22 protein-coding genes are annotated in these 24,434 nt (G+C 69.1%); 8 read left to right on the forward strand and 14 right to left on the reverse strand.

Annotation, left to right across the window (positions count from 1 at the left end):
* Positions 1-9: 9 nt before the first annotated feature.
* On the reverse strand, positions 10-1,272 hold the full coding sequence (locus ESP51_RS05605; protein ID WP_241842996.1) for a class I SAM-dependent RNA methyltransferase: 1,263 nt from the start codon (positions 1,270-1,272) through the stop codon (positions 10-12).
* Positions 1,273-1,392: 120 nt separating this feature from the next.
* Between ESP51_RS05605 and ESP51_RS05610 the strand changes: the two genes are divergently transcribed.
* Both ESP51_RS05610 and ESP51_RS05615 read left to right on the forward strand, forming a co-directional pair.
* Positions 1,393-2,031, forward strand: coding sequence for a Maf family protein (locus ESP51_RS05610; RefSeq protein ID WP_129519913.1), 639 nt, complete (start codon positions 1,393-1,395; stop codon positions 2,029-2,031).
* 118 nt (positions 2,032-2,149) lie between these two features.
* Positions 2,150-3,919 (forward strand): acetyl/propionyl/methylcrotonyl-CoA carboxylase subunit alpha, encoded by a 1,770-nt coding sequence (locus ESP51_RS05615; RefSeq protein WP_129519914.1) that lies wholly within the window; start codon positions 2,150-2,152, stop codon positions 3,917-3,919.
* 45 nt (positions 3,920-3,964) lie between these two features.
* Here ESP51_RS05615 and ESP51_RS05620 read toward each other — a convergent pair whose 3' ends face one another.
* Positions 3,965-4,726 (reverse strand): hypothetical protein, encoded by a 762-nt coding sequence (locus tag ESP51_RS05620; protein WP_129519915.1) that lies wholly within the window; start codon positions 4,724-4,726, stop codon positions 3,965-3,967.
* 164 nt (positions 4,727-4,890) lie between these two features.
* Positions 4,891-6,321 carry an NAD(P)H-quinone dehydrogenase gene (locus ESP51_RS05625; protein WP_129519916.1) on the reverse strand — a complete coding sequence of 477 codons (1,431 nt, stop codon included), beginning with the start codon at positions 6,319-6,321 and terminating at the stop codon, positions 4,891-4,893.
* An 83-nt stretch (positions 6,322-6,404) separates the two neighbouring features.
* Between ESP51_RS05625 and ESP51_RS05630 the strand changes: the two genes are divergently transcribed.
* Complete coding sequence (locus ESP51_RS05630; RefSeq protein WP_129519917.1) at positions 6,405-7,232, forward strand: purine-nucleoside phosphorylase; 828 nt, start codon at positions 6,405-6,407, stop codon at positions 7,230-7,232.
* 18 nt (positions 7,233-7,250) lie between these two features.
* Positions 7,251-8,948, forward strand: a complete 1,698-nt coding sequence (locus ESP51_RS05635; RefSeq protein ID WP_129519918.1) for a phospho-sugar mutase — start codon at positions 7,251-7,253, stop codon at positions 8,946-8,948.
* A gap of 101 nt (positions 8,949-9,049) precedes the next feature.
* On the opposite strand, the gene ESP51_RS05640 is transcribed toward ESP51_RS05635, so the two are convergent.
* The 11 genes from ESP51_RS05640 to ESP51_RS05690 form a co-directional block, all read right to left on the reverse strand.
* Positions 9,050-9,334: a PTS sugar transporter subunit IIB gene (locus ESP51_RS05640; protein ID WP_129519919.1), complete on the reverse strand. Its 285-nt coding sequence runs from the start codon at positions 9,332-9,334 to the stop codon at positions 9,050-9,052.
* The gene (locus tag ESP51_RS05645; protein ID WP_129519920.1) at positions 9,331-9,795 is read right to left on the reverse strand and encodes a PTS sugar transporter subunit IIA; all 465 of its coding nucleotides are present in this window, start codon (positions 9,793-9,795) and stop codon (positions 9,331-9,333) included. Before ESP51_RS05645 ends, ESP51_RS05640 begins: the two co-directional genes overlap by 4 nt.
* A 51-nt stretch (positions 9,796-9,846) precedes the next feature.
* Positions 9,847-10,968 carry an adenosine deaminase gene (locus ESP51_RS05650; RefSeq protein WP_241842997.1) on the reverse strand — a complete coding sequence of 374 codons (1,122 nt, stop codon included), beginning with the start codon at positions 10,966-10,968 and terminating at the stop codon, positions 9,847-9,849.
* Between the two features lie 121 nt (positions 10,969-11,089).
* Entirely contained in the window at positions 11,090-12,391 is a 1,302-nt protein-coding gene (locus ESP51_RS05655) for a thymidine phosphorylase (protein ID WP_129519922.1), read from the reverse strand.
* Positions 12,388-12,807, reverse strand: a complete 420-nt coding sequence (locus tag ESP51_RS05660; RefSeq protein WP_129519923.1) for a cytidine deaminase — start codon at positions 12,805-12,807, stop codon at positions 12,388-12,390. The genes ESP51_RS05655 and ESP51_RS05660 overlap by 4 nt, the downstream gene beginning before the upstream one ends.
* 13 nt (positions 12,808-12,820) lie before the next feature.
* Positions 12,821-14,113 (reverse strand): ABC transporter permease, encoded by a 1,293-nt coding sequence (locus ESP51_RS05665; protein ID WP_129519924.1) that lies wholly within the window; start codon positions 14,111-14,113, stop codon positions 12,821-12,823.
* Entirely contained in the window at positions 14,110-15,519 is a 1,410-nt protein-coding gene (locus ESP51_RS05670; protein WP_129519925.1) for an ABC transporter permease, read from the reverse strand. Before ESP51_RS05670 ends, ESP51_RS05665 begins: the two co-directional genes overlap by 4 nt.
* Positions 15,516-17,033, reverse strand: a complete 1,518-nt coding sequence (locus ESP51_RS05675; protein WP_129519926.1) for an ABC transporter ATP-binding protein — start codon at positions 17,031-17,033, stop codon at positions 15,516-15,518. The genes ESP51_RS05670 and ESP51_RS05675 overlap by 4 nt, the downstream gene beginning before the upstream one ends.
* 172 nt (positions 17,034-17,205) lie before the next feature.
* Entirely contained in the window at positions 17,206-18,303 is a 1,098-nt protein-coding gene (locus ESP51_RS05680; RefSeq protein WP_129519927.1) for a BMP family lipoprotein, read from the reverse strand.
* Positions 18,304-18,512: 209 nt separating this feature from the next.
* Complete coding sequence (locus ESP51_RS05685) at positions 18,513-19,574, reverse strand: BMP family lipoprotein (protein ID WP_129519928.1); 1,062 nt, start codon at positions 19,572-19,574, stop codon at positions 18,513-18,515.
* 23 nt (positions 19,575-19,597) lie between these two features.
* The gene (locus ESP51_RS05690) at positions 19,598-20,722 is read right to left on the reverse strand and encodes a mannose-1-phosphate guanylyltransferase (protein ID WP_129519929.1); all 1,125 of its coding nucleotides are present in this window, start codon (positions 20,720-20,722) and stop codon (positions 19,598-19,600) included.
* 232 nt (positions 20,723-20,954) lie between these two features.
* Between ESP51_RS05690 and sdhC the strand changes: the two genes are divergently transcribed.
* From sdhC to ESP51_RS05710, 4 genes are read left to right on the forward strand one after another with little or no spacing between them, the layout of a single operon-like run.
* Positions 20,955-21,377: a succinate dehydrogenase, cytochrome b556 subunit gene (sdhC, locus tag ESP51_RS05695; protein ID WP_129519930.1), complete on the forward strand. Its 423-nt coding sequence runs from the start codon at positions 20,955-20,957 to the stop codon at positions 21,375-21,377.
* 13 nt (positions 21,378-21,390) lie between these two features.
* Entirely contained in the window at positions 21,391-21,834 is a 444-nt protein-coding gene (locus tag ESP51_RS05700; protein WP_129519931.1) for a succinate dehydrogenase hydrophobic membrane anchor subunit, read from the forward strand.
* A gap of 7 nt (positions 21,835-21,841) precedes the next feature.
* Positions 21,842-23,647, forward strand: coding sequence for a succinate dehydrogenase flavoprotein subunit (sdhA, locus tag ESP51_RS05705; protein ID WP_129519932.1), 1,806 nt, complete (start codon positions 21,842-21,844; stop codon positions 23,645-23,647).
* Between the two features lies 1 nt (position 23,648).
* Positions 23,649-24,407, forward strand: a complete 759-nt coding sequence (locus ESP51_RS05710) for a succinate dehydrogenase iron-sulfur subunit (RefSeq protein WP_129519933.1) — start codon at positions 23,649-23,651, stop codon at positions 24,405-24,407.
* Positions 24,408-24,434 lie beyond the last annotated feature (27 nt).

Consider the following 24,434-nt stretch of genomic DNA (forward strand, 5'->3'; position numbering starts at 1 on the left):
GTCCATGTGTCACACGATAGCGCCCAGTCGCGCGACTGCCTCGACGTGGTGCGTATTCGGGAACAGGTCGAAGGCGCGGAGGGCCTGGAGCTCGTAGCCCCGTTCACGGAGCAGCCCGACATCACGCGCGAGCGCGACGGGGTCGCACGCGACGTAGACGAGCTGACGCGGCCGCAGCGCGGCGAGCCGGTCGACGACCGCTCGCCCCGCTCCCGATCGCGGCGGGTCGAGCACGATCGTCGCGTCGCGCAGCCGCGCGCGTTCCGCGGCGGACGCCTTCTCGTCGAGCTCGTCGAGGTAGCGGTCGACCCGAGCCGTGATTGCACGGGCGCCGACCCAGTCGGCGAGGTTCGCGCCGGCATGCTCGGTGGCACGCGCATCGGACTCGACCGTCGTGATGCGCACGGTCTCGCCGAACCGATCGCCGACCGCTGCGGCCAGCAGTCCCACGCCGCCGTACAGGTCGTGGTTGGCCGCGCGGGGGTCGAACAGGTCGCCGTCGATGAGCTCCTGCACCGCGCGGGAGAGGGTCGCCGCGGCGCCCGTGTGCACCTGCCAGAAGCCGTCGCGGTCGAGGCGGAAGGCTCGGTCGCCGACACGTTCCTCGATGGTCGGGCGGTCGCCGCGCGGCATCCGCTCGTCGCCGACAGCCACGAGGGACGGATCGCCCACGCTCGGCGCGATGAGGTCGATCGCCCGCACGCCCGGGAACCTCTCGCCGAGCGGCGCGAGGGCGGCGAGTGCGGGCACGGCGAGCGGCAATGACGCCACGGGCACCACGGTGTGGCTGCGTGCCGCGTAGGGGCCGACAGTGCCGTCTGGGGTCACGTGCAGTCGCACGCGAGTGCGCCATCCCGTGCCCTCGTCGATCGAGACGTCGGGCGCGAGCGCCGGGTCGACCGGCTCGACCTCGACCGCGTGCTCGACGCCGCCCATGCGGGCGAGGGCGTCGCGCAGCACATCGGCCTTGAGCGCGCGCTGCCGCGGCATCCGAATGTGCCCGAACTCGGCGCCGCCGGCGCGCTTCTCGGGAGCGCGGTCGACGGATGCCTCGGGCCACACGTGCTCGCGCCGATCGTCCGATGCCGTCAGCACCTCGACCGTCTCGGCGCGCCAGAACCGGTCGCGCCCCTGGTCGACGATGCGGGCCACGACCCGCTCGCCGGGGATCGCATCGGCGACGAACACCACGCGGCCCTCGTGGTGCGCCACGAACACCCCGCCATGTGCGACCCGCTCGATCTCGAGCTCGATGACGGGTCCGTCGGTCACCGGCGCCTTCGGGGCAGGACGGGCGGACGCGGGCCGGCGGGCGCCGGAGCGTCGGGGGCGACGAGACTGAGCCATGCGTCGAGCATTTCACAGGGCGGCGGGGACCGGCAGGATGGGAGCATGCGCCTGTACCTCGCCTCGACGTCCCCTGCCCGGCTCCAGACGCTCCGATCGGCCGGCATCGAGCCGGTCGCCGTGCCGCCCGGCGTCGACGAGGAGGCGCTCGTCGAAGCCCACGAGGCGGCATCCGGCCCGCTCGATGCGCCCGAGATGGTGCAGCTCCTCGCGAGGGCGAAGGCCGAGGCGCTCATCGGAGCCGAGCCGGGTGGCGAGCCCGTCGACGGGCTCATCCTCGGCGGGGACTCGGCGTTCCTGACGGGCGGTCGAATCCACGGGAAGCCGCATCGTCCCGACGTCGCACGGGAGCGCTGGCACGCCCAGAACGGCGGGCACGGCCAGCTCTGGTCGGGGCATTGGCTCATCGACCACCGGGGCGGCGAGGTCCACGGCGCGGTCGGGCGAGCGGATGTCGCGACGGTGCGCTTCGCGGCGCTCGACGACAGCGAGATCGACGCGTACGTCGACACGGGCGAGCCACTCCTCGTCGCCGGCGCGTTCACGATCGACAGTCTCGGCGGGCCGTTCATCCGCTCGGTCGAGGGCGACCCGTCGACTGTCGTCGGGCTCTCGCTCTCGACCCTCCGCGACCTCGTGCGAGAGCTCGGCTTCGCGTGGCCCGACCTGTGGAACCGCGGCTGAACCGGACCGCACTGGCGCAACTGCGTCGCGGGCTTGTCGACGCCCGCAAGGGTCGAAGCTGTTTGTTGTGGAAGACATCCAAGATGCGCCGTCTCCCCGAGCAATAGGCTTGGGCATTATGCCGCGCATCACCAAGGTCCTCATCGCCAATCGTGGCGAGATCGCCGTCCGCGTCATCCGAGCCGCCCGTGACGCCGGCATCGGATCGGTCGCCGTCTATGCCGACCAGGATCGCGACTCGCGGCACTCGAAGCTCGCCGACGAGGCCTACGCCCTCGACGGCACGACGAGCGCCGACACCTACCTCGTCATCGACAAGCTGCTCTCGGTCGCCCGTCGGTCGGGCGCCGACGCCGTGCACCCCGGCTACGGCTTCCTCGCCGAGAACTCCGAGTTCGCCCGTGCCGTCATCGACGCCGGCCTCATCTGGATCGGCCCCTCGCCCGAGGCGATCGAGCGCCTCGGCGACAAGGTGTCGGCACGGCACGTCGCCGAGAAGGTGGGCGCGCCCCTCGCGCCGGGCACGCTGAACCCGGTGGCGGATGCCTCCGAGGTGCTCGACTTCGTCGACGTGCACGGCCTGCCCGTGGCCATCAAGGCGGCGTTCGGCGGCGGCGGCCGCGGCCTCAAGGTCGCCCGCACTCGCGAGGAGGTGCCCGAGCTCTTCGATTCGGCCACCCGCGAGGCCGTCGCGGCCTTCGGTCGCGGCGAGTGCTTCGTCGAGAAGTACCTCGACAAGCCCCGCCACGTCGAGACCCAGTGCCTTGCCGACGTGAAGGGCAACGTCGTCGTCGTCTCCACTCGCGACTGCTCGCTGCAGCGCCGCCACCAGAAGCTCGTCGAGGAGGCACCGGCGCCGTTCCTCACCGAGGAGCAGAACCGCGCCCTCTACGAATCGTCGAAGGCGATCCTCCGCGAGGTGGGTTACGTCGGCGCCGGCACGTGCGAGTTCCTCATCGGGCAAGACGGCACGGTCTCCTTCCTCGAGGTCAACACGCGGCTGCAGGTCGAGCACCCGGTCTCCGAGGAGGTCACGGGCATCGACCTCGTTCGCGAGCAGTTCCGTCTCGCCGAGGGCGGCACGATCGACTACAGCGACCCGGTTCCGTCGGGGCACTCGATCGAGTTCCGCATCAATGGTGAAGACCCCGGGCGCAACTTCCTCCCCTCCCCCGGCCCCGTGCACGTGCTGCGCTTCCCCGGCGGCCCCGGCGTGCGCGTCGACTCCGGCGTGACGACCGGCGACGAGATCTCCGGCGCGTTCGACTCGCTGCTCGCCAAGCTCATCGTCACGGGCTCGAGCCGCAAGGACGCGCTCGAGCGCGCCCGCCGCGCCCTCGACGAGTTCGAGGTCGCCGGACTGCCGACCGTGCTGCCCTTCCACCGCGACATCGTGCGGAACCCGGCATTCGCGCCCGAGGGCGACGAGCCCTTCACGGTGTACACGCGCTGGATCGAGACCGAGTACGACAACCGCATCGAGCCGTGGTCGGGTGAACTCCACGAGTCGAACGGCCCGGCGGCGCGCACGAGCGTCGTCGTCGAGGTCGGCGGTCGCCGCATCGAGGTCAGCCTGCCGAAGCGGCTCACGGGCGGGGCATCCGTCACCCAGGCCGCAGGGCCCGCTCCCCGTCGGCACACCGCCTCGCACGGGGTCGCCACGGCGACGGGCAACGCCGTGAAGGCGCCGATGCAGGCGACCATCGTGAAGGTCGCCGTCGCCGAGGGCGACAAGGTCGTCAAGGGCGACCTCGTGCTCGTGCTCGAGGCCATGAAGATGGAGCAGCCGATCCTCGCCCACAAAGACGGCGTCATCGGCGTCGTGAACGCCGAACCCGGAGCCACCGTCTCGAGCGGCCACCTGCTGCTCGCGATCAACGACGCCTGACCCATGCTCGCCCGACGACGTCGGGCAGCCGTGGCGTCGCAGTGTCTAGACGTGGCCGATGCCGAAGTTCCAAGGCGCGAAGATGACGCTCGTGACGGATGGGTCCGCGGTGCTGTTCCACTCGTTCACTGACACGGCGTTCGCGTTGGCGTACTTCCAGTAGGTGTCGTCCCACTCGGAGTACATGCGTTCTCCGATCTCCGGCCCCGTCTCGGCGGGAAAACTGTTGGACCCGGTCTCGTGCCACTGCTCGCCGAGCTCTTCGGCGAATGCCCGAAGGTCATCGCCCGGACGGAACCCCTGGACCGTGGAAACGCTGATCCCGTTCGCGATGACCGGGTGCGTGAAGTTGACGCTCACGTTCATGTCCGACACGTATTCCTCGGGCTCATGGTCGTCAGCGACGGCGAGACCAGGCCAGGTGTATCTCGTCGAGGGATACCATTCGTGACCGCCTGGCCGTTCCTCGACAGTGGGATCGCCACCGAGCACCTGACTCAGGGTGTCGACGAAGACCTCGGCGTCCGCATCGTAGGACAAGGTCGCCACGACGTCGCCGCTTGCGTTCTCGAGATCGAGTTGCTCGGGCCGCACCGTGAGGTGGACCACCACCGGGTCGACCGGCGCGGGGTCGGGCGCTGCGATCGGAGCAGCCGTTGCCGGCGGCGGGGTTGCGGGGCCGGCCGAGGCGGTCGGCACTGGCGACGGAGTCGGCCGCGGCGTCGGTTCAGGTACGGCCACGCATCCTGCGAGGAACAGTGCTGCGACCGCGGTGACGACCGCGGTCAAGGTGGTGCGACCTCGCATGGAGTCTGCCTTCTCGTCTTCGTCCGCGTGGCTGGCTGGCGGTGAGACGACGGTACAGCATGGATTGCCCTGGGACGGGCGCCTTCGCGCTCGGTACCACCGTGTCGGCAGGCATAGCCCGGACACGGTCGAGAACGGCCTCCTTCGAGACGGAGGAGCGAACCTCAGCGCACCACGTGCATCGCGCGCGCAGCGTCGGTGAGCGAGCCGCTCAGCGACGGGTACACCGGGAACGCCTCGGCGAACTGGTCGACCGTGAGCCGGTGCTCGACGGCGAGGGCGAGCGGGAAGATGAGCTCGGACGCCTTCGGGGCGACGATGACGCCGCCGATGATCGCACCCGAGCCGTTCGACGCGAAGAGCTTCACGAAGCCGTCACGGATGCCCATCATCTTCGCGCGCGGGTTGGAGGACAGGGGCAGCTTGTAGACGACGCCGGGGACCACGCCCTCCTCGATGTCGTTCTGGGTCCAGCCGACGGTGGCGATCTCGGGCTGCGTGAAGATGTTCGAGGTGATGTTGCGCTCCTCGGGCGGGTCGACGATGTCGCCCATCGCGTGGAAGACCGCGGTTCGGCCCTGCATCGACGCGACCGAGGCGAGCGGCAGGAACGTCGTGCAGTCGCCCGCCGCGTAGATGTTCGGGATCGACGTGCGAGCGACGCGGTTCACCCGGATGTGTCCGCTGTCGGAGAGCTGCACGCCCGCAGCCTCGAGCCCGATGTCGGGCGTGTTCGGCACCGACCCGACGGCCATGAGGCAGTGGCTGCCGCGCACCTCGCGACCGTCGGAGAGCGTCGCGACGACCCCGTCGCCATCGCGCACGACGGATGCCGCGCGGGTCTTGTTGAGCACCTTCATGCCGTTGCGCTTGAAGACCTTCTCGATGACGGTCGCTGCGTCGGCATCCGAACCGGGCAGCACCTGGTCGCGGCTCGAGATGAGCGTGACCTTCGCGCCGAGCGCGCGGTAGGCCGAAGCGAACTCGGCGCCCGTGACGCCCGACCCCACGACGATGAGGTGCTCGGGAATCCGCTCGAGGTCGTAGAGCTGGGTCCAGGTGAGGATGCGCTCTCCATCGGGCACCGCCGTCGGCAGGATGCGCGGCGTCGCGCCCACCGAGAGCACGAGCGTGTCGGCCTCGATGCGGTCGAAGTCGGTGCCGCCCTTCGCCGTCGAGACGATGATCGCGTTCGTGCCGTCGAGCCGGCCCTCGCCCTGCACGAGGCGCACGCCGGCCTCGATGAGGTTCGAGCGCATGTCTTCCGACTGCTGGGCGGCGAGCCCGAGCAGGCGCTTGTTGACGGCCGCGAGGTTGATCGCGACCTCGGGTCGCACGGGCTTGTCGGCCGTGCCCTTGGCGTAGAACTGCACGCCCAGGTCGCCCGCCTCCTTCACCGCATTCGACGCCTCCGCGGTCGCGATGAGCGACTTCGAGGGCACGACATCGGTGAGCACCGCAGAGCCGCCGACGCCCGCCCGTTCGACGAGGGTGACCTCCGCCCCGAGCTGGGCAGCCGCGAGGGCGGCCTCGTATCCGCCGGGTCCTCCACCGAGGACGGCGATTCGTTGGGTGCGCTCGAACTCGTAGGCCATGGTCACATTCTGTCGTGGCCGCGAAGGCCCGGCAAAACGAGCAGCGAGCCGTTGCGACATCCGTGCCTGATTAGAGTGGTGTGATGCACGATGCCAACCCGCTCGACGACCCGACCGCAGACCCCTTCGCCATCGCCGCCGAGGCCGCCGCGAGGATCGCCGAACTGACCGGCGTCGAACGCCACGACGTCGCCCTCACGCTCGGCAGCGGCTGGGGCCGTGCGGCCGAGCTCATCGGCGAGACGACGCACACGATCGCGGCATCCGACGTGCCGGGGTTCTCGAAGCCCGCGCTCGAGGGCCACGTCGGCACCCTGCGTTCGGTGCTGCTGCCGAACGGGAAGCGCGCGCTCGTCATCGGGGCACGCACGCACTACTACGAGGGCCATGGCGTGCGACGGGTCGTGCATTCGGTGCGCACCGCGGCGGCGACCGGCGCGACGACGATGATCCTCACGAACGGCGCCGGCGGCATCAAGCCGCACTGGAAGCCAGGCACCCCTGTGCTCATCAGCGACCACATCAACCTCACGGGCGATTCCCCGCTCGAGGGCGCGACCTTCATCGACCTCACCGACCTGTACTCGGCGCGGCTGCGCGACCTCGCGCGCACGATCGACCCGAGCCTCGACGAGGGCGTGTACTGCCAGTTCCGCGGCCCCCACTACGAGACGCCCGCCGAGGTGCAGATGGCGAAGGTGATCGGCGGCCACATCGTCGGCATGTCGACCGCACTCGAGGCGATCGCGGCGAGGCAGGCCGGCATGGAGGTGCTCGGCATGTCGCTCATCACGAACCTCGCGGCCGGCATCCAGCTGACCCCCCTGAGCCACGAAGAGGTGCTCGAGGCGGGTCGCGACGCCGAGCCCGTGATCAGCCGGCTGCTCGCGCAGATCGTTGCGGCACTGTAGGGCGAGCGGATGCCGCAGATGAACACCACCGACACGACACGCCTCGCCCTCGCCGAAGCGTGGATCGCGCAAGACCCCGATCCCGAGACCCGGGTCGAGCTCGCCGCACTCGTCGAGGGTGCCCGTGCGGGCGACGCCGAGGCATCCGCAGAGCTCGCCGACCGCTTCGACTCGAGGCTCGCATTCGGCACCGCCGGGCTCCGCGGCGCGATCGCGGCCGGACCCAACCGCATGAACCGGGTGCTCGTGTCGCAGGCCGCCGCCGGGCTCGCCGCGTACCTCGTCGAGCACGCCGAGCCGGGGGCATCGCCCTCGGTCGTCATCGGCTACGACGGCCGCAAGAACTCCGACGTCTTCGCGCGCGACTCTGCGGAGATCATGGCGGGCGCGGGCGTGCGCGCGATCCTCCTGCCGAGGCTCCTGCCGACTCCCGTGCTCGCGTTCGCGGTGCGCCACCTAGGTGTCTCGGCGGGCGTCATGGTGACGGCGTCGCACAACCCTCCGAACGACAACGGCTACAAGGTGTACCTCGGCGGCGAGCACCACGGTTCGCAGATCGTCGCACCGGCCGACGCCGAGATCGCCGCACACATCCTGCACGTCGCGGCGACGTCGCCCGTCGACCGGCTGCCGCGCGCTGCGTTCGAGACCGCCCCCGAGTCGATCGTCGACGAGTACGTGCGCCAGACGGCCGCCGTGGCCGTGCGCCCCACGACGCAACCGCGCGTCGTGTACACCGCGCTGCACGGCGTCGGCTGGGAGACGATGTCGCGAGTGCTCGAGGTCGCCGGGTTCGACGGCCCCGCCCTCGTCGAGGAGCAGATCGACCCCGACGAGACGTTCCCGACCGTCTCGTTCCCGAACCCCGAAGAGCCCGGGGCGATGGACCTCAGCTTCGAGCGCGCCCGCGAGGTCGGCGCCGATCTCGTCATCGCGAACGACCCCGACGCCGATCGCCTCGCGATCGCGATCCCCGATGCCGCAGAATCCCATGGCTATCGACGGCTCACCGGAAACGAGGTCGGCCTCATCCTCGGCTGGCAGGCTGCGGAGCGCGCGGCGGCGATGGTGGGCGACTCCGGACCGAACGGCGCGCTCGCGTGCTCGATCGTCTCCTCCCCCGGCCTCGAGGCGATCGCTCGTGCGTACGACCTCGACTTCGAGTCGACGCTCACCGGATTCAAGTGGATCTCCCGCGCACCCGGCCTCGTCTTCGGGTTCGAGGAGGCACTCGGCTACCTCGTGAACCCAGAGACCGTGCGCGACAAAGACGGCATCTCCGCCGCCCTCGCGTTCCTCTCGCTCACCGCCGAGCTGCAATCGGCCGGCCGCACGGTCGCCGACCACCTCGATGAGTTCATCGAGCGGTTCGGATGCTTCGCCTCGTCGCAGCTCTCGATCCGGGTCACCGACCTCGCCCGCATCGGGGAGATCATGGCTCGTCTCCGCGCGGCCCCGCCTACTTCGGTGGGCGGCATTCGCGTCGAGCGCATCGAAGACCTGAGCGACGGCTTCGGCGACCTCCCGCCCTCCGACGTGCTGCGCCTCGTGCTCGATTGCGGAGCCCGGGTGATGGTGCGACCGAGCGGCACCGAACCGAAGCTCAAGGTCTACATCGACGCCGTCTCCGACGCGGGGTCGGTCGCGGATCGCCGCGCCGCGGCATCCGCCGCCGTCGACCGCCTCGAGCGCGGCATGCGGGAGCTCACGGCCTGACGGTCGCCGGGCTCGACCGAGCTCGAACCAGCGAGACCGCTCGGCGGTTCCGCGGCTCCGCGGCTCCGCGGCTCCGCCGAGCTCGACGGGCGAAAACGGGCTCAGCCGAGCGATTCCTCGAGCTTCGTGCCGATCTCGTCGACGTCGAAGTAGTTCTGCACCTCGATGATCTCGGCGAAGCTCCGGCCGATCGCCTCGCGCACCGCTGCGGCGAGCTCGGTCGACGTCAGGATGACCTGCGCGTCGGCGGCGGCATCCGCGACGCCCGCGAGGTCGCTCGCACTGACGTCGGCCGTGAGGCCGAGCCGGGCGAGGGCGCGCTCGGCGTTCACCTTGAGGATGGCCGACGTGCCGATGCCGACCCCGCAGACCGCGACGATCCTCACGAGCCGGCTCCGGCCTCGTCGTCGATGCCGAGGATCGAGCGCACCTCGGCCGCCGACGACGCCGCTGCCACGCGCGCGACGATTCCGCTGTCGTTGAAGGCGTTCGCGAGCTTGGCGACGGATGCCACGTGCTCGTCTGCGTTCGACACCGCAAGCCCCACGACGACGGCGACGGGGTCGTTGTGCGGATGCCCGAACGGCACCGCCTCGGAGAGCGTCACGACGGCGAGTCCTTCCCGGCGCACGTCGGGGCCGGGACGTGCGTGTGCGAGGGCGAGCCCTGGCGCGATCACGACGTAGGCGCCGAACTCCTCGATGACCGCGATCATGCGGTCGGCGTACTCCGCCCGCGTGGCACCCGAGCGGGTGAGGGCTCGGCCGGCCTCGCGAACGGCCGCGCGCCAATCGTCGACACGCGCGCCGAGCACGACGGCCGTGTCGGGAAGTGACGGAATGGTCATGGTGGGTCCGTTCGGAGGCGGAGGAGGAGGCACCTGCGGTGCCTCGGCGGGTCAGGCTTCGTCGAACCCGTCTTCGATGAGCTCGACGAGCTCTTCGCGGTCGTCGAGCGGCAGGAACGCGGATGCCGCGGCATTCAGCTGGAACGTCTCGAGGTCGTCGAGGTCGTACCCGAACGCGTCGCTCAGGAGTGCGAGCTCGCGGCTGAGCGACGTGCCGCTCTGCAGCCGATTGTCGGTGTTCACCGTGACGCGGAACCCGAGCTGGTAGAGCAGGTCGAACGGGTGGTCGACGAGTTCGTCGCCCCACGCGGCGATCGCGCCGGTCTGCAGGTTCGAGGACGGGCTCGTCTCGAGCGCGATCTCGCGGTCACGCACCCATCGCGCCGTCGCGCCGAGCGAGACGTAGGTGTTGTCGTCGTCTTGCCGCTCGATCGTGAGGTCTTCGGCGATGCGAACTCCGTGACCGAGGCGGAGCGCTCGACCGTCGAAGAGCGCGCTGCGGATCGACTCGAGGCCGTCTGCCTCGCCCGCATGCACGGTGACCGGGAAGAACTGCGTCGCGAGGTAGTCGAAGGCAGTGCGGTGCCGGCTCGGCAGGAAGCCCGCTTCGGCACCCGCGATGTCGAACCCGACCACGCCACGCTCACGGTGGCGCACCGCGAGCTCGGCGATCTCGAGGCTGCGGTCGGCGTGCCGCATCGCGGTGACGAGCTGGCCGGCCCGGATGGCGTGGCCCTGGTGCTGCGCGTCGTCGATGCCCTGCTCGATGCCCGCCTGCACGGCCTCGACGACCTCGTCGAGGCTCAGGCCACGCGCGAGGTGCTGCTCGGGCGCCCAGCGGATCTCGCCGTAGATCACGCCGTCGGCGGCAAGGTCTTGCACGAACTCGCGCGCCACGCGGCTGAGACCGGCGCGCGTCTGCATCACGGCGGTCGTGAGGTCGAAGGTCTTCAGGTACTCGACGAGCGAGCCGGAGTTCGACTGTTCGGCGAACCACGCTCCGAGCGACTCGGCGTCGGTGGCCGGCACCTCGAGGCCGAGCTCGTCGGCGAGCTCGAGGAGGGTCTGCGGACGCAGTCCGCCATCGAGGTGGTCATGCAGCGAGATCTTCGGCAGTGCCTGGATGCTCGTGCCATCGCCTTCGAGGCGGTACTCGGTCGGAATCGTGTTCACGAGTCCACGATAGCGGCGCGCTCGCCGCGAAGTCTCGGCAATCTCGAAGCTCGGCGGCATTGATCGACGCACATTCCGGCGCCGTTTCGGCTATGCGATCGGGGTCGCTCGGCGACCACGCTCACCGGCTGATGCGGTCGGCGATGAGGGGTCCGCCGTCGTCGATCGTGTCGCCGGCGTCGCCGATTCGCCATGCACCCTCGACCGCTTCGAGCGCCCGCGCGAAGCGAGCGGGCTCGTCGGCGTACAGCGTGAACAGCGGCGCGCCCGCGCGCACCTCGTCGCCGGGCTTGGCGTGCAGGTCGATGCCGGCGGCGTGATGAACCGGATCCTCCTTGCGGGCACGGCCCGCGCCGAGGCGCCACGCGGCGATGCCGAACGGCAGGGCCTCTTGGGCGACGAGCACGCCGTCGCGGTCGGCCGTCACGACGTGCTCTTCACGAGCGACGGGAAGCGGTGCGTCGGGATCGCCGCCCTGCGCCTCGATCGCCCGGCGCCACGTGTCCATCGCGCGGCCGTCGTCGAGCGCTGCTTCGACGTCGGCGTCGGGCTGGCCGGCGAGCGCGAGCATCTCGCGCGCGAGCGCGACCGTGAGCTCGCGGACATCCGACGGTCCGCCGCCGGCGAGCACCTCGACCGATTCGCGCACCTCGTTGGCGTTGCCGATCGTGAGCCCGAGCGGCACGTTCATGTTCGTGATGAGCGCAGAGGTCGCGACGCCGGCGTCTTCTCCGAGCTCGACCATCGTGCGAGCCAGTTCTCGCGAACGCTCGATGTCTTGCAGGAAGGCGCCCGAGCCGAACTTCACGTCGAGCACGAGCGCGCCCGTGCCCTCGGCGATCTTCTTCGACATGATCGACGACGCGATGAGCGGGATGGCCTCGACGGTGCCCGTGATGTCGCGCAGTGCGTAGAGCTTCTTGTCGGCGGGCGCGAGCCCGGGGCCCGCAGCGCAGATGACCCCGCCCACGTCGCGCAGCTGCGTGAACATCTCGTCGTTCGTGAGATCGGCCCGCCAACCGGGGATCGACTCGAGCTTGTCGAGCGTGCCACCCGTGTGCCCGAGCCCACGCCCGGAGAGCTGCGGCACGGCGACGCCGAACGATGCCACGAGGGGCATGAGCGGGAGCGTGATCTTGTCGCCGACCCCGCCCGTCGAGTGCTTGTCGCTCGTGGGCTTGCCGAGGCCGGAGAAGTCCATGCGCTCGCCCGAGGCGATCATCGCCATGGTCAGGTCTTTGATCTCGCGTCGCGACATGCCGTTCAGGAAGATCGCCATGGTCATCGCCGACATCTGCTCGTCGGCGACGTACCCGCGTGTGTATGCGTCGATCAGCCAGTCGATCTCGACGGAGTCGAGCTCGCGACCGTCGCGCTTCGAGCGGATGAGGTCGACGGCGTCGAACGCCTCGATCGAGCTCACGCGCCCGCTCCGCGGAACTCGGCGAGCTGGCGCGGTCCGAAGGCGTCGGGCAGCACCTCGTCGATCGTCTTGATGCCGGAGACGGTCTCGAGGAGCATCCCCTCGGCCGAGTGCTCGTAGAGCAGCTGGCGGCAGCGACCGCACGGCATGAGCACCGAGCCGTGGCCGTCGACGCACGTGAACGCCACGAGCTTGCCGCCGCCCGACATGACGAGCGCGGAGACGAGCGAGCACTCGGCGCAGAGGGTCACGCCGTAGGAGGCGTTCTCGACGTTGCATCCGCTCACGACCCGGCCGTCGTCGGCGATCGCCGCCGCGCCGACGGGGAACTCGGAGTACGGCACGTAGGCCTTCGCCATCGCTTCTCGGGCACGCGCGCGCAGCGCCTGCCAATCGATCGAATCCGTAGCGGTCATGGTGCTCCCCCGTTCAGGACTTGATGTACGGTTTGCCGGCCGCAGCGGGGCCGCGCACCTTGCCGACGACTCCGGCGACCGCGAAGATCGTGACGACGTACGGCAGCATGAGCATGAACTCGCTCGGCACCGGCGAACCGATGACCGAGAGCTGGTTCTGCAGGTTCTGGGCGAACCCGAACAGCAACGCGGCGAGGGTGGCCTTGATCGGGTCCCATTGCCCGAAGATCACGGCCGCGAGCGCGATGAAGCCCGCGCCGGCGGTCATCTCCTTGTTGAACGCGATGCCCGACCCGATCGTGAAGAAGGTGCCGCCGAGGCCCGCGATCGAACCGGCGAGGGCGACATTCCAGAAGCGCGTGCGGTTCACATTGATGCCGACGGTGTCGGCCGCCTGCGGGTGCTCGCCCACGGCGCGAAGCCGGAGGCCCCACCTCGTGTAGAAGAGCCCGAAGAAGACGAGGGCGACCGCGAGGTACATGAGGTACACGACGAGTGTCTGGCGGAAGAGCACCGGCCCGATGATCGGGATCTCGCTGAGCACCGGGATCGGCAGGCGATCGAACCGCTGGGCGGTGTTGTTGAGCAGCGCGGCGTTCGGCGTGAGCACTTGCGAATAGAAGAAGCTCGTGAGTCCGATGATGAGCACGTTGAGCACGACACCGACGATGACCTGGTCGACGAAGTACTTGATCGAGAACACCGCGAGCACCATTCCGACGAGCATGCCGGCGATCATCGCGGCGACGAGCCCCAGCAGCACCTGACCGGTCACCGACGCGACGATCGCAGCGGTGAAGGCGCCGGCGAGCAACTGCCCCTCGATCGCGATGTTGACGACGCCGACCCGTTCTCCGATCACGCCTGAGAGCGAGCCGAAGATGAGCGGAACCGCGAGACTGAGCGTGCCGAAGAGGAGACCGATGACGGGAATGGTCGACCCGGCCGCCGCCCAGGTCAGGAACCCGACCATGAACAGGATGGCGAACACCACGATGAGCCAGAGCGGCACCCGGCGCTTCGTCGCCACGAGGCTGATCGAGTAGGCCGTCGCGAGCACGAGCAACGCGACGATGACCCACAGGGTCGCGAGCGAGGGCGCGGAGAGCTCGGGCAGTTGGATGACGTCGGACGGGGTCGAGAGCCGGAACGTCGTCACTCCCTCGCGAGGCACGAAGACGGCGAGGGCGAGGGCGCCGAGGGTGAAGGCGGCGAAGGCGATCGGCGCCTTCCAGCTCGTGACGACCGTCGTCGGCAGGATGACGACCTCTGACGCCGGGGCGGGCTGCTGCACGGTCTGGCTCATTTCGCCTCCACCTCCTTCGAGACGAGCGGACGCGGTCTGCGCGGACCACCCTCAGCCGGGAGGCGGAAGATCGTTCGCACGAGCGGCGGCGCCGCGATGAAGAGCACGATGAGCGACTGCACGACGAGCACGATCTCGATCGGCACGCCCTCGGCGGCCTGCATCGAGAACCCGCCGGCCTTGAACGCTCCGAAGAGGATGCCGGCGATGAAGATGCCCCACGGCCGCGAACGGCCGAGCAGCGCCACGGTGATCGCATCGAAGCCGATGCCGGCGTCGATGCCCGCCGTGAATCCGGTGGTGACGGTGCCGAGAACCTGGCTAACTCCCGCGAGCCCGAGGAGCGCACCCGAGATGAGCATCGCATAGACGTACACCGACGGCACGTTGATGCCGGCGGCTCGCGCTGCATTCGGGTTCTCTCCGACGGCGCGGAACCGGAAGCCGAGGCTCGAGCGCGTGAGGATCCACCAGACGACGATCGTGGCGATGATCACGAGGATGAAGCCGAGGTGCAGGTTGAACTGCGGTCCGAGGAATCCGAGGATCTTGGGGAAGATCGCCGTCTCCATCATGGCCGGGGTCTTCGGGTTGCTCGACCCCGGCGCCTGGAGCAGGCCGGGCGTGCGCAGCATCCACGAGATGAGGTAGAACGCGACGTAGTTCAGCATGATCGTGACGATCACCTCGTGTGCACCCGTGCGGGCCTTGAGGAGTCCGGCGATGCCGGCCCAGAGCGCGCCGCCCACGAGCCCGCCGATGAGGGCGACGATCATGTGGATGCCCCACGGCAGGTCGAAGCCGAACGCGATCCAGCCGGCGACGGATGCCGCGATGAGAATCTGGCCGCGCCCGCCGATGTTGAACATGCCGACGCGGAACGCGAGCCCCACGCCGAGACCACCCGCGATGAGCGGCGTCGCGAAGCGGAGCGTCTCGGTGAGTGGACGGATGCCGTCGAGGAAGTCGTCTCGTCGGAAGTTGTAGATCGAGCCCTGGAAGAGTGCCGCGTACGCGCCCGACACCGAGTCCCAGACCGCGAGCAGCATGTCGGACGGACGCGAGAAGAAGTAGGCGCTCGTCTCCTGCACGCGCTCGTCTGTGAAGGCGATCATGATCGCGCCGACGATGAGGGCGAGCACGACGGCGAGCACCGAGATGATCGCGTTGCCCGTGACGATCTGCTGGCCCATCGTGTGCCAGCGCGACGGCGGCTCGACGTCGGTATGGCCTGCGGCCGGAGGGGCCGTGCCGGCCGGTCCCATCGCGGCGGCACGCGCGCTCTCGCGCGCGGTCGCCGCCGTGGGCGACGACGCAGCCGGCTCCTCGATCGCGACGTCGGCGTCGGTGTCGTGAGCGCCGACCGCGTCGCCGCGGGGCTCTTGGGGCTCCTGGGGGTCGCTCATGCGGCGGCTCCTTCTGCGGGGACTTCTCCGGCCATCATGAGACCGAGCACATCGCGAGGGGTGTTGCCCGGGACGATGCCGACGATGCGCCCTCGATACATGACCATGATGCGGTCGGCGAGCGCGGTGACCTCGTCGAGCTCGGTGGAGACGACGACCACCGGCACCCCGGAGTCGCGCGCCTCGACGATGCGCTTGTGGATGAACTCGATCGATCCGACGTCGACGCCGCGAGTCGGCTGGGCGGCGACGAGCAGGCGGAGCTCACGGCTGAGCTCCCGCGCGAGCACCACCTTCTGCTGGTTGCCGCCGGAGAGCTGGCGCACCTTCTCGTCGATGCCCTGGGTGCGCACGTCGAACTCCGCGACCTTCTCGCGGGCGAAGTCGTCGAGCACGCCGCGCTGGATGCTGCCGGCCCTGATGAACGGTGCACCCTCGCTGCGATCGAGCATGAGGTTCTCGGCGATCGTGAACTCGCCGATGAGGCCGTCTTCGGTGCGGTCTTCGGGCACGAACCCGACACCCGCGTCGAGGATCTTGCGGACGCTCGCGGTACTGAGCTCGATGCCGTCGAGGCTGATCGAGCCGCGCACCCGCGGCTGGAGGCCGACGAGTGCCTCGGTGAGCTCGGTCTGGCCGTTGCCCTGCACGCCGGCGACGGCGAGGATCTCGCCGCGGCGCACGGTGAAGCTCACGTCGTTCACGACGAGGTGCCCGACAGGGTCGATGACGGTGAGGCCCTCCACCACGAGCGCCGGGTCGCCGAGCTTCGGCTCCTCTTTGTGCACCCTGAGCTCGACCGCGCGGCCGACCATGAGCGAGGCGAGCTCGGCGTTCGTCGCGGTGGGTGCGGCTTCGCCGACGACCTTGCCGAGCCGGATCACGGTGATGCGATCTGCGACCTCGCGCACCTCGCGGAGCTTGTGGGTGATGAAGACGATCGACGTGCCCGACTGCTTGAGCTGGCGCATGATGCCCATGAGCTCATCGGTCTCCTGCGGAGTGAGCACCGCGGTCGGCTCGTCGAAGACGAGCACGCGGGCGTCTCGGGAGAGCGCCTTGATGATCTCGACCCGCTGCTGCACGCCGACGGGAAGGTCGTCGACGAGCGCGTCGGGGTCGACGTGGAACCCGAAGCGTTGGGAGATCTCGCGCACCTTCGCGCGAGCGGTGGGGAGGTCGAGCACACCCCCCGCCTTGGTCGACTCGTGGCCGAGCATGACGTTCTCGGCGACCGTGAAGACCGGGATGAGCATGAAGTGCTGGTGCACCATTCCGATGCCGGCGGCCATGGCATCACCGGGCCCGGCGAAGTGCTGCACCTCGCCATCGAGGAGCACCTCTCCGGAGTCGGCCTGGTAGAGGCCGTAGAGCACGTTCATGAGCGTCGACTTGCCTGCGCCGTTCTCACCGAGGAGGGCGTGGATCTCTCCGGCCTCGACGGTGAGATCGATGTGGTCGTTCGCGACCAAGCTGCCGAATCGCTTCGTGATGCCGCGAAGTTCGAGCTTCATGTCACCGATCCTACTGAGGTGGCTGCATCCGCTGGAGATGCTGCGCGAATGTTGGTGGGCCACGGATGCCGCATGCTCAGATGTTGTCGAGCCTGCAGGGATGCGCACCCGCGGGAGATGCAGTCGGGGAGGCCGGCGTGCGCCGACCTCCCCGACTCAGTGCGCCTCGCCGTTACTCGGCGAGGTAGGACGTGACCTCGATCTCGCCCGCGATGATCGCGGCCTTGAGGTCGTCGAGCTCGCCCTGGAGCTCGGCGGGAACCTTCGACTCGAAGTCGTGGAACGGCGCGATGCCGACGCCCTCGTTCTCGAGCGTTCCCACGAACGGCGTCGTGTCGAACTCGTCGTTGCCCGCGGCGAGCACGGCGTCGTAGGTGCCGACGTCGATGCCCTTGAGGATCGACGTGAGCATCAGGTCGGCAACCGAGGGATCGGTCTCGGTGAAGTCGGCGTCGACACCGATCATCGCGATCTCGCGACCGGCCTCACGAATCGCCGCGGCGGCCGACTGGTAGATCGGGCCACCGACGGGAAGCAGCACGTCGACGTTCTGGTCGATGAGGCCCTGCGCCGTGTTGCGTGCGGTGTCGTTCGCCTCGAAGCCGCCCGTGAAGACGCCATCCTGCGCAGCGGGGTCCCATCCGAGGACCTTGACGGCCGTGCCCTTCTCGGTGTTGTGGTACTCGACGCCCTGGGCGAAACCGTCCATGAAGATCGAGACCGTCGGGAAGTTCATGCCGCCGAAGGTGCCGACGACGCCGGTCTTCGAGTAGGCCGCCGCTGCGTAGCCGGCGAGGAATGCCGCCTGGGCGGTGTCGAAGATGATCGGCTTGATGTTCGGAGCGTCGATCTCGCCGTCGAAGTCGTTGTCGGCGGCGTCGTCGATGATGACGAAGTTGATGTCGGGGTTGGCCGTCGCCGCCTCGACCGTCGCCGCGGAGAGCGCGAAGCCGACCGTGACGATGACGTTGCAGCCCTGGTCGACGAGGCTCGTGATGTTCGGCGCGTAGTCGGTCTCGGAGTCGGACTGCACCTCGGTGAGCTCGACGCCGAGTTCGTCGGCGGCCCTCGTCGCACCCTCGAATCCGAGCTGGTTGAAGGACTTGTCGTCGAAGCCGCCGGCATCGGAGACCATGCAGGGCAGGAAGTCGCGCGCCTCACCCTCGTCGCCGCCATTCTCCTCAGGAGCGGCTGCGCATCCGGCGAGCAGCACGGCTGCACCGAACATCGCGAGACCGCCGAGTGCGGCCTTCTTGATCGTGACCTTCACTGTGTCCTCCAAAGACTGCGCCCCGACCGTTGCGAGGCTCGTGCAGTCACGTTACCGAATGTTGCAACGGACTCAGAGGGCGTTTGGCACCACGACATCCAATGGTTATGAAGACGCGATGTTCTGCTCATATGAGCAGTCGAAGCGACCCCCGAGCGGGGGTGACGCGACGATTCCGTGCCGTTTCGGGGCGATCCGAGCGCCGGAAGTCAGGGTGCGCTCGGCGAATCGACGACGATCTCGCCGGCGATGATCGCCTGCCGCAACCCCTCGATCTCGCCGTCGAGCGCGGTCGGGACGAGCGAAGCGAGGTCGTGGTACGGCGCGATCTCCACGCCGCCGTTCTCGAGGGTGCCGACATAGGGCTCGTTCGAGAACGTGTCGTCCTGCACCTCGCCCACGATCTGCACCATGGCGTCCTGGGTGTTCTTCAGCACGCTCGTGAGGAGCACCGGCCGGAACTCGGGCGTGAGCGTGTCGTAGCCGTCGCTGTCGACCCAGATGACCGAGACGCCGCCGCGTTCGAGCGCGGCGGAGGCGGCCCCCTCGCCCACTTGCCCGGCGACGGGCAGGATGACGTCGGCGCCCTGGTCGATGAAGCCCTCGGTGAGCGCCTTGCCCTTGTTGATGTCCTCGAAATCGCCGGTGAAGGCGCCGTCCTGCTTCTCCTTGTCCCAGCCGAGCGTGCGCACCGCCGCGCCGTGCACCTCGTTGTACTTGGCGACGCCGTCGACGAATCCGTCCATGAAGAGCGTGACGGGAGGCTGGTTGCCGCCGCCGAAGGTCGCGACGACGCCGGTCTTCGAGACGCCGGCGGCGAGGTAGCCGGCGAGGAACGAGGCTTGCGCGGTGTCGAAGACGACCGGCTTCACGTTCTCGGCCTCGACCGTCTCGTCGACGATGGCGAAGGCGAGGTCGGGGTTGTCTTCGGCCTGGGCGAGCGTCGCCTCGGCGAGCTCGAAGCCGACCGTGACGATGAGCCCGCACCCGGAGTCCACGGCCTGCTGCACGTTGGGGGCGAGGTCGGTCTCACCGGTCGAGACGATCGCCTCGGCCTGGACGCCGTGCTCCGCCTCGGCCAGCTGGAGACCCTGCCAGCTCGACTGGTTGAACGAGCGGTCCTCGAGGCCGCCGGAGTTCGTGACCATCCGGACGCACGTCTCGCTCTGCTCGGCGCCGTCGTCGGTCTCGGGCGCCGGCGCGCAGGCTGCCAGGGCGACGGATGCCACGGCGAACGCCGCTCCGAGCCCGATCCATCGACGAACCGACATCCTGAAACCCGCTCTCTCGTGCCCTAGAGCACGTCGTTCGATCCGCCGAGCCGGAGGGCGTCGACGACCGCTTTCACCCGCTGCGCGTGTTCGCTCGTGGTGACGAGCAACGCGTCGGGAGTGTCGACCACGACGATATCGTGCACGCCGATGAGGCTGATGACCCGCTTCGAGCGGCTCACGACGATGCCGCTCGACGCGTCGGAGAGCACGCGGGCGTTCTCGCCGAGGATGGCGAGCTCACCCGATCGGCCTGCAGTGTTGAGCTTCGCGAGCGAGGCGAAGTCGCCGACGTCGTCCCACGAGAAGTGCCCGCGGATGACGGCGAGGCGCCCGGCCGCGGCGGCGGGCTCGGCGATCGAATAGTCGATCGCGATCTTCTCGAGCTTCGGCCAGATGCGGTCGACCGCCGGTCCGCGGGTGGCGGGGTCGTCCCACGCGGCGGCGAGCTCGATGAGACCCGCGTGCAGCTCGGGCTTCGTGCGGGCGAGCTCCTCGAGCAGGCGATCGGCCCGGGCGATGTACATGCCCGCGTTCCAGAGGTGCACGCCGCCGGCGAGGTAGCGCTTGGCGGTCTCGAGGTCGGGCTTCTCGACGAAGCTCGACACGGCGGTCACCCGTTCGGCACCCGGCACGTCGAGTGCGTCGCCGCACTCGATGTAGCCGAATCCGACGGCGGGCTCGGTTGGGGTGATGCCGATCGTGGCGATGTAGCCGGCGTCGGCGGCGGCCATCGCATCGGTGACCGCTGCACGGAAGAGCGCCTCGCCCGAGATGACATGGTCGGCGGCGAACGACCCGATGATGACGCCGGGCTCGCGGCGCTCGAGGATCGCGGCGGCGAGACCGACCGCCGCCGTCGAGTCGCGCGGCTCGCTCTCGAGCACGATGTTCGCATCGGCGAGCGCCGGCAGCTGCGCCTCGACGGCCGCGCGATGCGCTCGCCCGGTGACGACCATGATCCGCTGCTCGCCCGCGATCGGCGCGAGCCGATCCCACGTGTCCTTCAGGAGGGTCTGGCCCGAGCCCGTGAGGTCGTGCAGGAACTTCGGCGCGTCGGCACGCGAGAGCGGCCACAGGCGGGAGCCGACGCCGCCGGCCGGGATGACCGCGTAGAAGCGGTCGATGGGAAGCGAAGGTCCTGGCATGATTTCGAGAATAGCGGTCGACGTGTGGACCGGGCTGGGCAAGGCGCGTGATCGCGGAGCGAGCACATGAGGCCGACGGATGCCGCTGCGGCATCCGATCTCTCGACGTCGAGAGAGTTAGGCAGTCCTAAGCGGCACCGTCCCCAGACCCGGGGCTAGACTCGATTTCGGGCGCCTGCGCCCTCGAATGCCGCCTCGTTCGGGGCGACACCACCGCCAGGGAGGGTTGTTCATGCCAGAGACCTCGGCAGGAACCCTGACCGCACCCACGAAGCCCGAGAAGCAGCGGCCCGGAGGCACGCTGTACCGCGGCCGCGAGGGAATGTGGTCGTGGGTGCTGCACCGCATCACGGGTGTCGCGATCTTCTTCTTCCTGCTCGTGCACATCCTCGACACGGCGCTCGTGCGCGTGAGCCCCGAGGCGTACAACGCGGTCATCGGCACCTACCAGACGCCCATCATGGGCCTCGGCGAGGTCGCGCTCGTGGGCGCGATCGTGTTCCACGCCTTCAACGGCCTGCGCATCATCCTCGTCGACTTCTGGGCGTGGGCGACGAGACACCAGAAGGTGCTGTTCTACATCGTGGTGGGCCTCTGGGTCGTCACGATGATCGCCTTCGTGCCGCGCCACCTCATCAACGTCTTCAGCCACTAGAACGGGGAGCGAAATGACCACCATCGAATCCCCCCGTGCTCCTGCGCGACTCGCCCCGAGGCGGGGTGTCAACCTGGAGAAGTGGGGCTGGATCTACATGCGCGCGTCGGGTGTCGTGCTCATCGTGCTGATCTTCGGCCACCTCTTCATGAACCTCATGGTCGGCGAGGGCGTGAAGGCGATCGATTTCGGCTTCGTCGGCGGCAAGTGGGCCGACCCGTTCTGGCAGTGGTGGGACGTGCTGATGCTCTGGCTCGCGCTCATCCACGGCGCCAACGGCATGCGCACCCTCGTGAACGACTACACGAACCCGGGCACCATCCAGAAGGTGCTGAAGGGTGCCCTGTTCGCCTCGGCGGCGGTGCTCATCATCCTCGGCACCCTCGTCGTCTTCACCTTCGAGCCGTGCCCCGCCGGTGCCCCGGCCGACCTGCTTCCCTCGTTCTGCGCCGCCTAGGAGACCCGTGAATTCCGAGATCGCCGACGCCCCGACCATCATCGACGGCGTGCACTACCACCAGTTCGACATCGTCATCGTGGGCGCGGGCGGCGCCGGCATGCGAGCGGCCATCGAGGCCGGTCCGGGTGCCAAGACCGCGGTCATCTCGAAGCTCTACCCCACCCGTTCTCACACCGGAGCCGCGCAGGGCGGGATGGCCGCGGCGCTCGCGAACGTCGAGGAAGACAGCTGGGAGTGGCACACCTTCGACACCGTCAAGGGCGGCGACTACCTCGTCGACCAGGACGCGGCCGAGATCCTCGCTCGGGAGGCCATCGACGCGGTCATCGACCTCGAGAACATGGGCCTGCCGTTCAACCGCACGCCCGAGGGCAAGATCGACCAGCGCCGCTTCGGCGGCCACACGCGCGACCACGGCAAGGCTCCCGTTCGGCGGGCGTGCTACGCCGCCGACCGCACCGGGCACATGATCCTCCAGACGCTGTTCCAGAACTGCGTGCGGCTCGGCATCAACTTCTTCAACGAGTACTACGTGCTCGACCTCGTGATGACCGAGGTCGACGGCGTCGAGCAGCCGTCGGGCGTCGTGGCCTACGACCTCGCCTCGGGTGAGCTGCACGTCTTCCAGGCGAAGGCGGTCATCTTCGCCACGGGCGGGTTCGGCAAGATCTACAAGACCACGTCGAACGCGCACACCCTCACCGGCGACGGTGTCGGCATCATCTGGCGCAAGGGCCTGCCCCTCGAAGACATGGAGTTCTTCCAGTTCCACCCCACCGGCCTCGCCGGGCTCGGCATCCTCCTCACCGAGGGCGCCCGCGGCGAGGGCGCGATCCTCCGCAACGCGAGCGGCGAGCGCTTCATGGAGCGCTACGCGCCCACGATCAAAGACCTCGCACCGCGTGACATCGTCTCGCGGTGCATGGTGCAGGAGGTCGCCGAGGGCCGCGGTGCCGGTCCGCACAAGGACTACGTGCTCCTCGACTGCACCCACCTCGGCGCAGAGGTGCTCGAGACGAAGCTCCCCGACATCACCGAGTTCGCGCGCACCTACCTGGGCGTCGATCCCGTGTACGAGCCCGTGCCGGTGATGCCGACGGCTCACTACGCCATGGGCGGCATCCCCACGAACGTCGCCGCCGAGGTGCTGAGCGACAACGCCACCGTCGTCCCCGGCCTCTACGCCGCAGGCGAGTGCGCGTGCGTGTCGGTGCACGGCTCCAACCGCCTCGGCACCAACTCGCTCCTCGACATCAACGTCTTCGGCAAGCGCGCCGGCCGCAACGCGGTCGAGTACGTCAAGACGGTCGACTTCACGCCGCTGCCCGACGACCCGGCCGCCGCGGTGCGCAGCATGCTCGAGCAATTGCGCGACTCCAACGGCACCGAGCGCATCGCGGCCATCCGCAAGGAGCTGCAAGACGAGATGGACAGGAACGCCCAGGTGTTCCGCACCGACGAGTCGCTCGAGCACGTCACCGACGTCATCGCGGGACTGCGCGACCGCTACCGCAACGTCGCCGTGCAAGACAAGGGCAAGCGATTCAACACCGACCTGCTCGAGGCCGTCGAGCTCGGCTTCCTCCTCGACCTCGCCGAGGTCGTCGTCTACTCCGCGCGCAATCGCAAGGAGAGCCGCGGCGGCCACATGCGCGACGACTACCCGAAGCGCGACGACGCGAAGTACATGCAGCACACGATGGCCTACCTGTCGGGCGATCCGCATTCCTCGAAGGCCGACGACCACATCCGGCTCGATTGGAAACCGGTCACGATCACCCGTTACCAGCCGATGGAGAGGAAGTACTGACGTGAGCACTGCCACACTCGAGGCCAAGCAGACGGATGCCACGACCCAGTCGTTCACCGTCACCTTCCTGATCCGGCGCTTCGACCCCGACATCGACACCGAGCCGCGCTGGCAGGACTTCGACGTCGAGATGTACGCGACCGATCGCGTGCTCGACGCGCTGCACAAGATCAAGTGGGAACAAGACGGCTCGCTCACGTTCCGCCGTTCGTGCGCTCACGGCATCTGCGGCTCCGACGCGATGCGCATCAACGGCCGCAACCGCCTCGCGTGCAAGACCCTCATCAAAGACCTCGACATCTCGAAGCCGATCTACGTCGAGGCCATCAAGGGTCTTCCGCTCGAAAAAGACCTCATCGTCGACATGGAGCCGTTCTTCGCGAGCTTCCGCGACGTGCAGCCGTTCCTCATCGCGAACTCGAAGGCCGAGCCTGGCAAGGAGCGCGTGCAGTCGGTCGCCGAGCGCGAGCGCTTCGACGACACGACCAAGTGCATCCTCTGCGCGGCATGCACCTCGTCGTGCCCCGTGTTCTGGACCGACGGACAGTACTTCGGGCCCGCCGCGATCGTGAACGCGCACCGGTTCATCTTCGACTCGCGCGACGACGCGGCATCCGTGCGGCTCGACATCCTCAACGATAAGGAAGGCGTGTGGCGCTGCCGCACGACCTTCAACTGCACCGAGGCATGCCCTCGTGGCATCGAGGTGACGAAGGCGATCGCCGAGGTCAAGCAGGCGATCATGCGGGGCAAGCCGTAACTCGGTTACCCGAGCCGACAACGCTGC

The organism is Agromyces albus, from assembly GCF_004134825.1.
Taxonomy (GTDB): domain Bacteria; phylum Actinomycetota; class Actinomycetes; order Actinomycetales; family Microbacteriaceae; genus Agromyces; species Agromyces albus.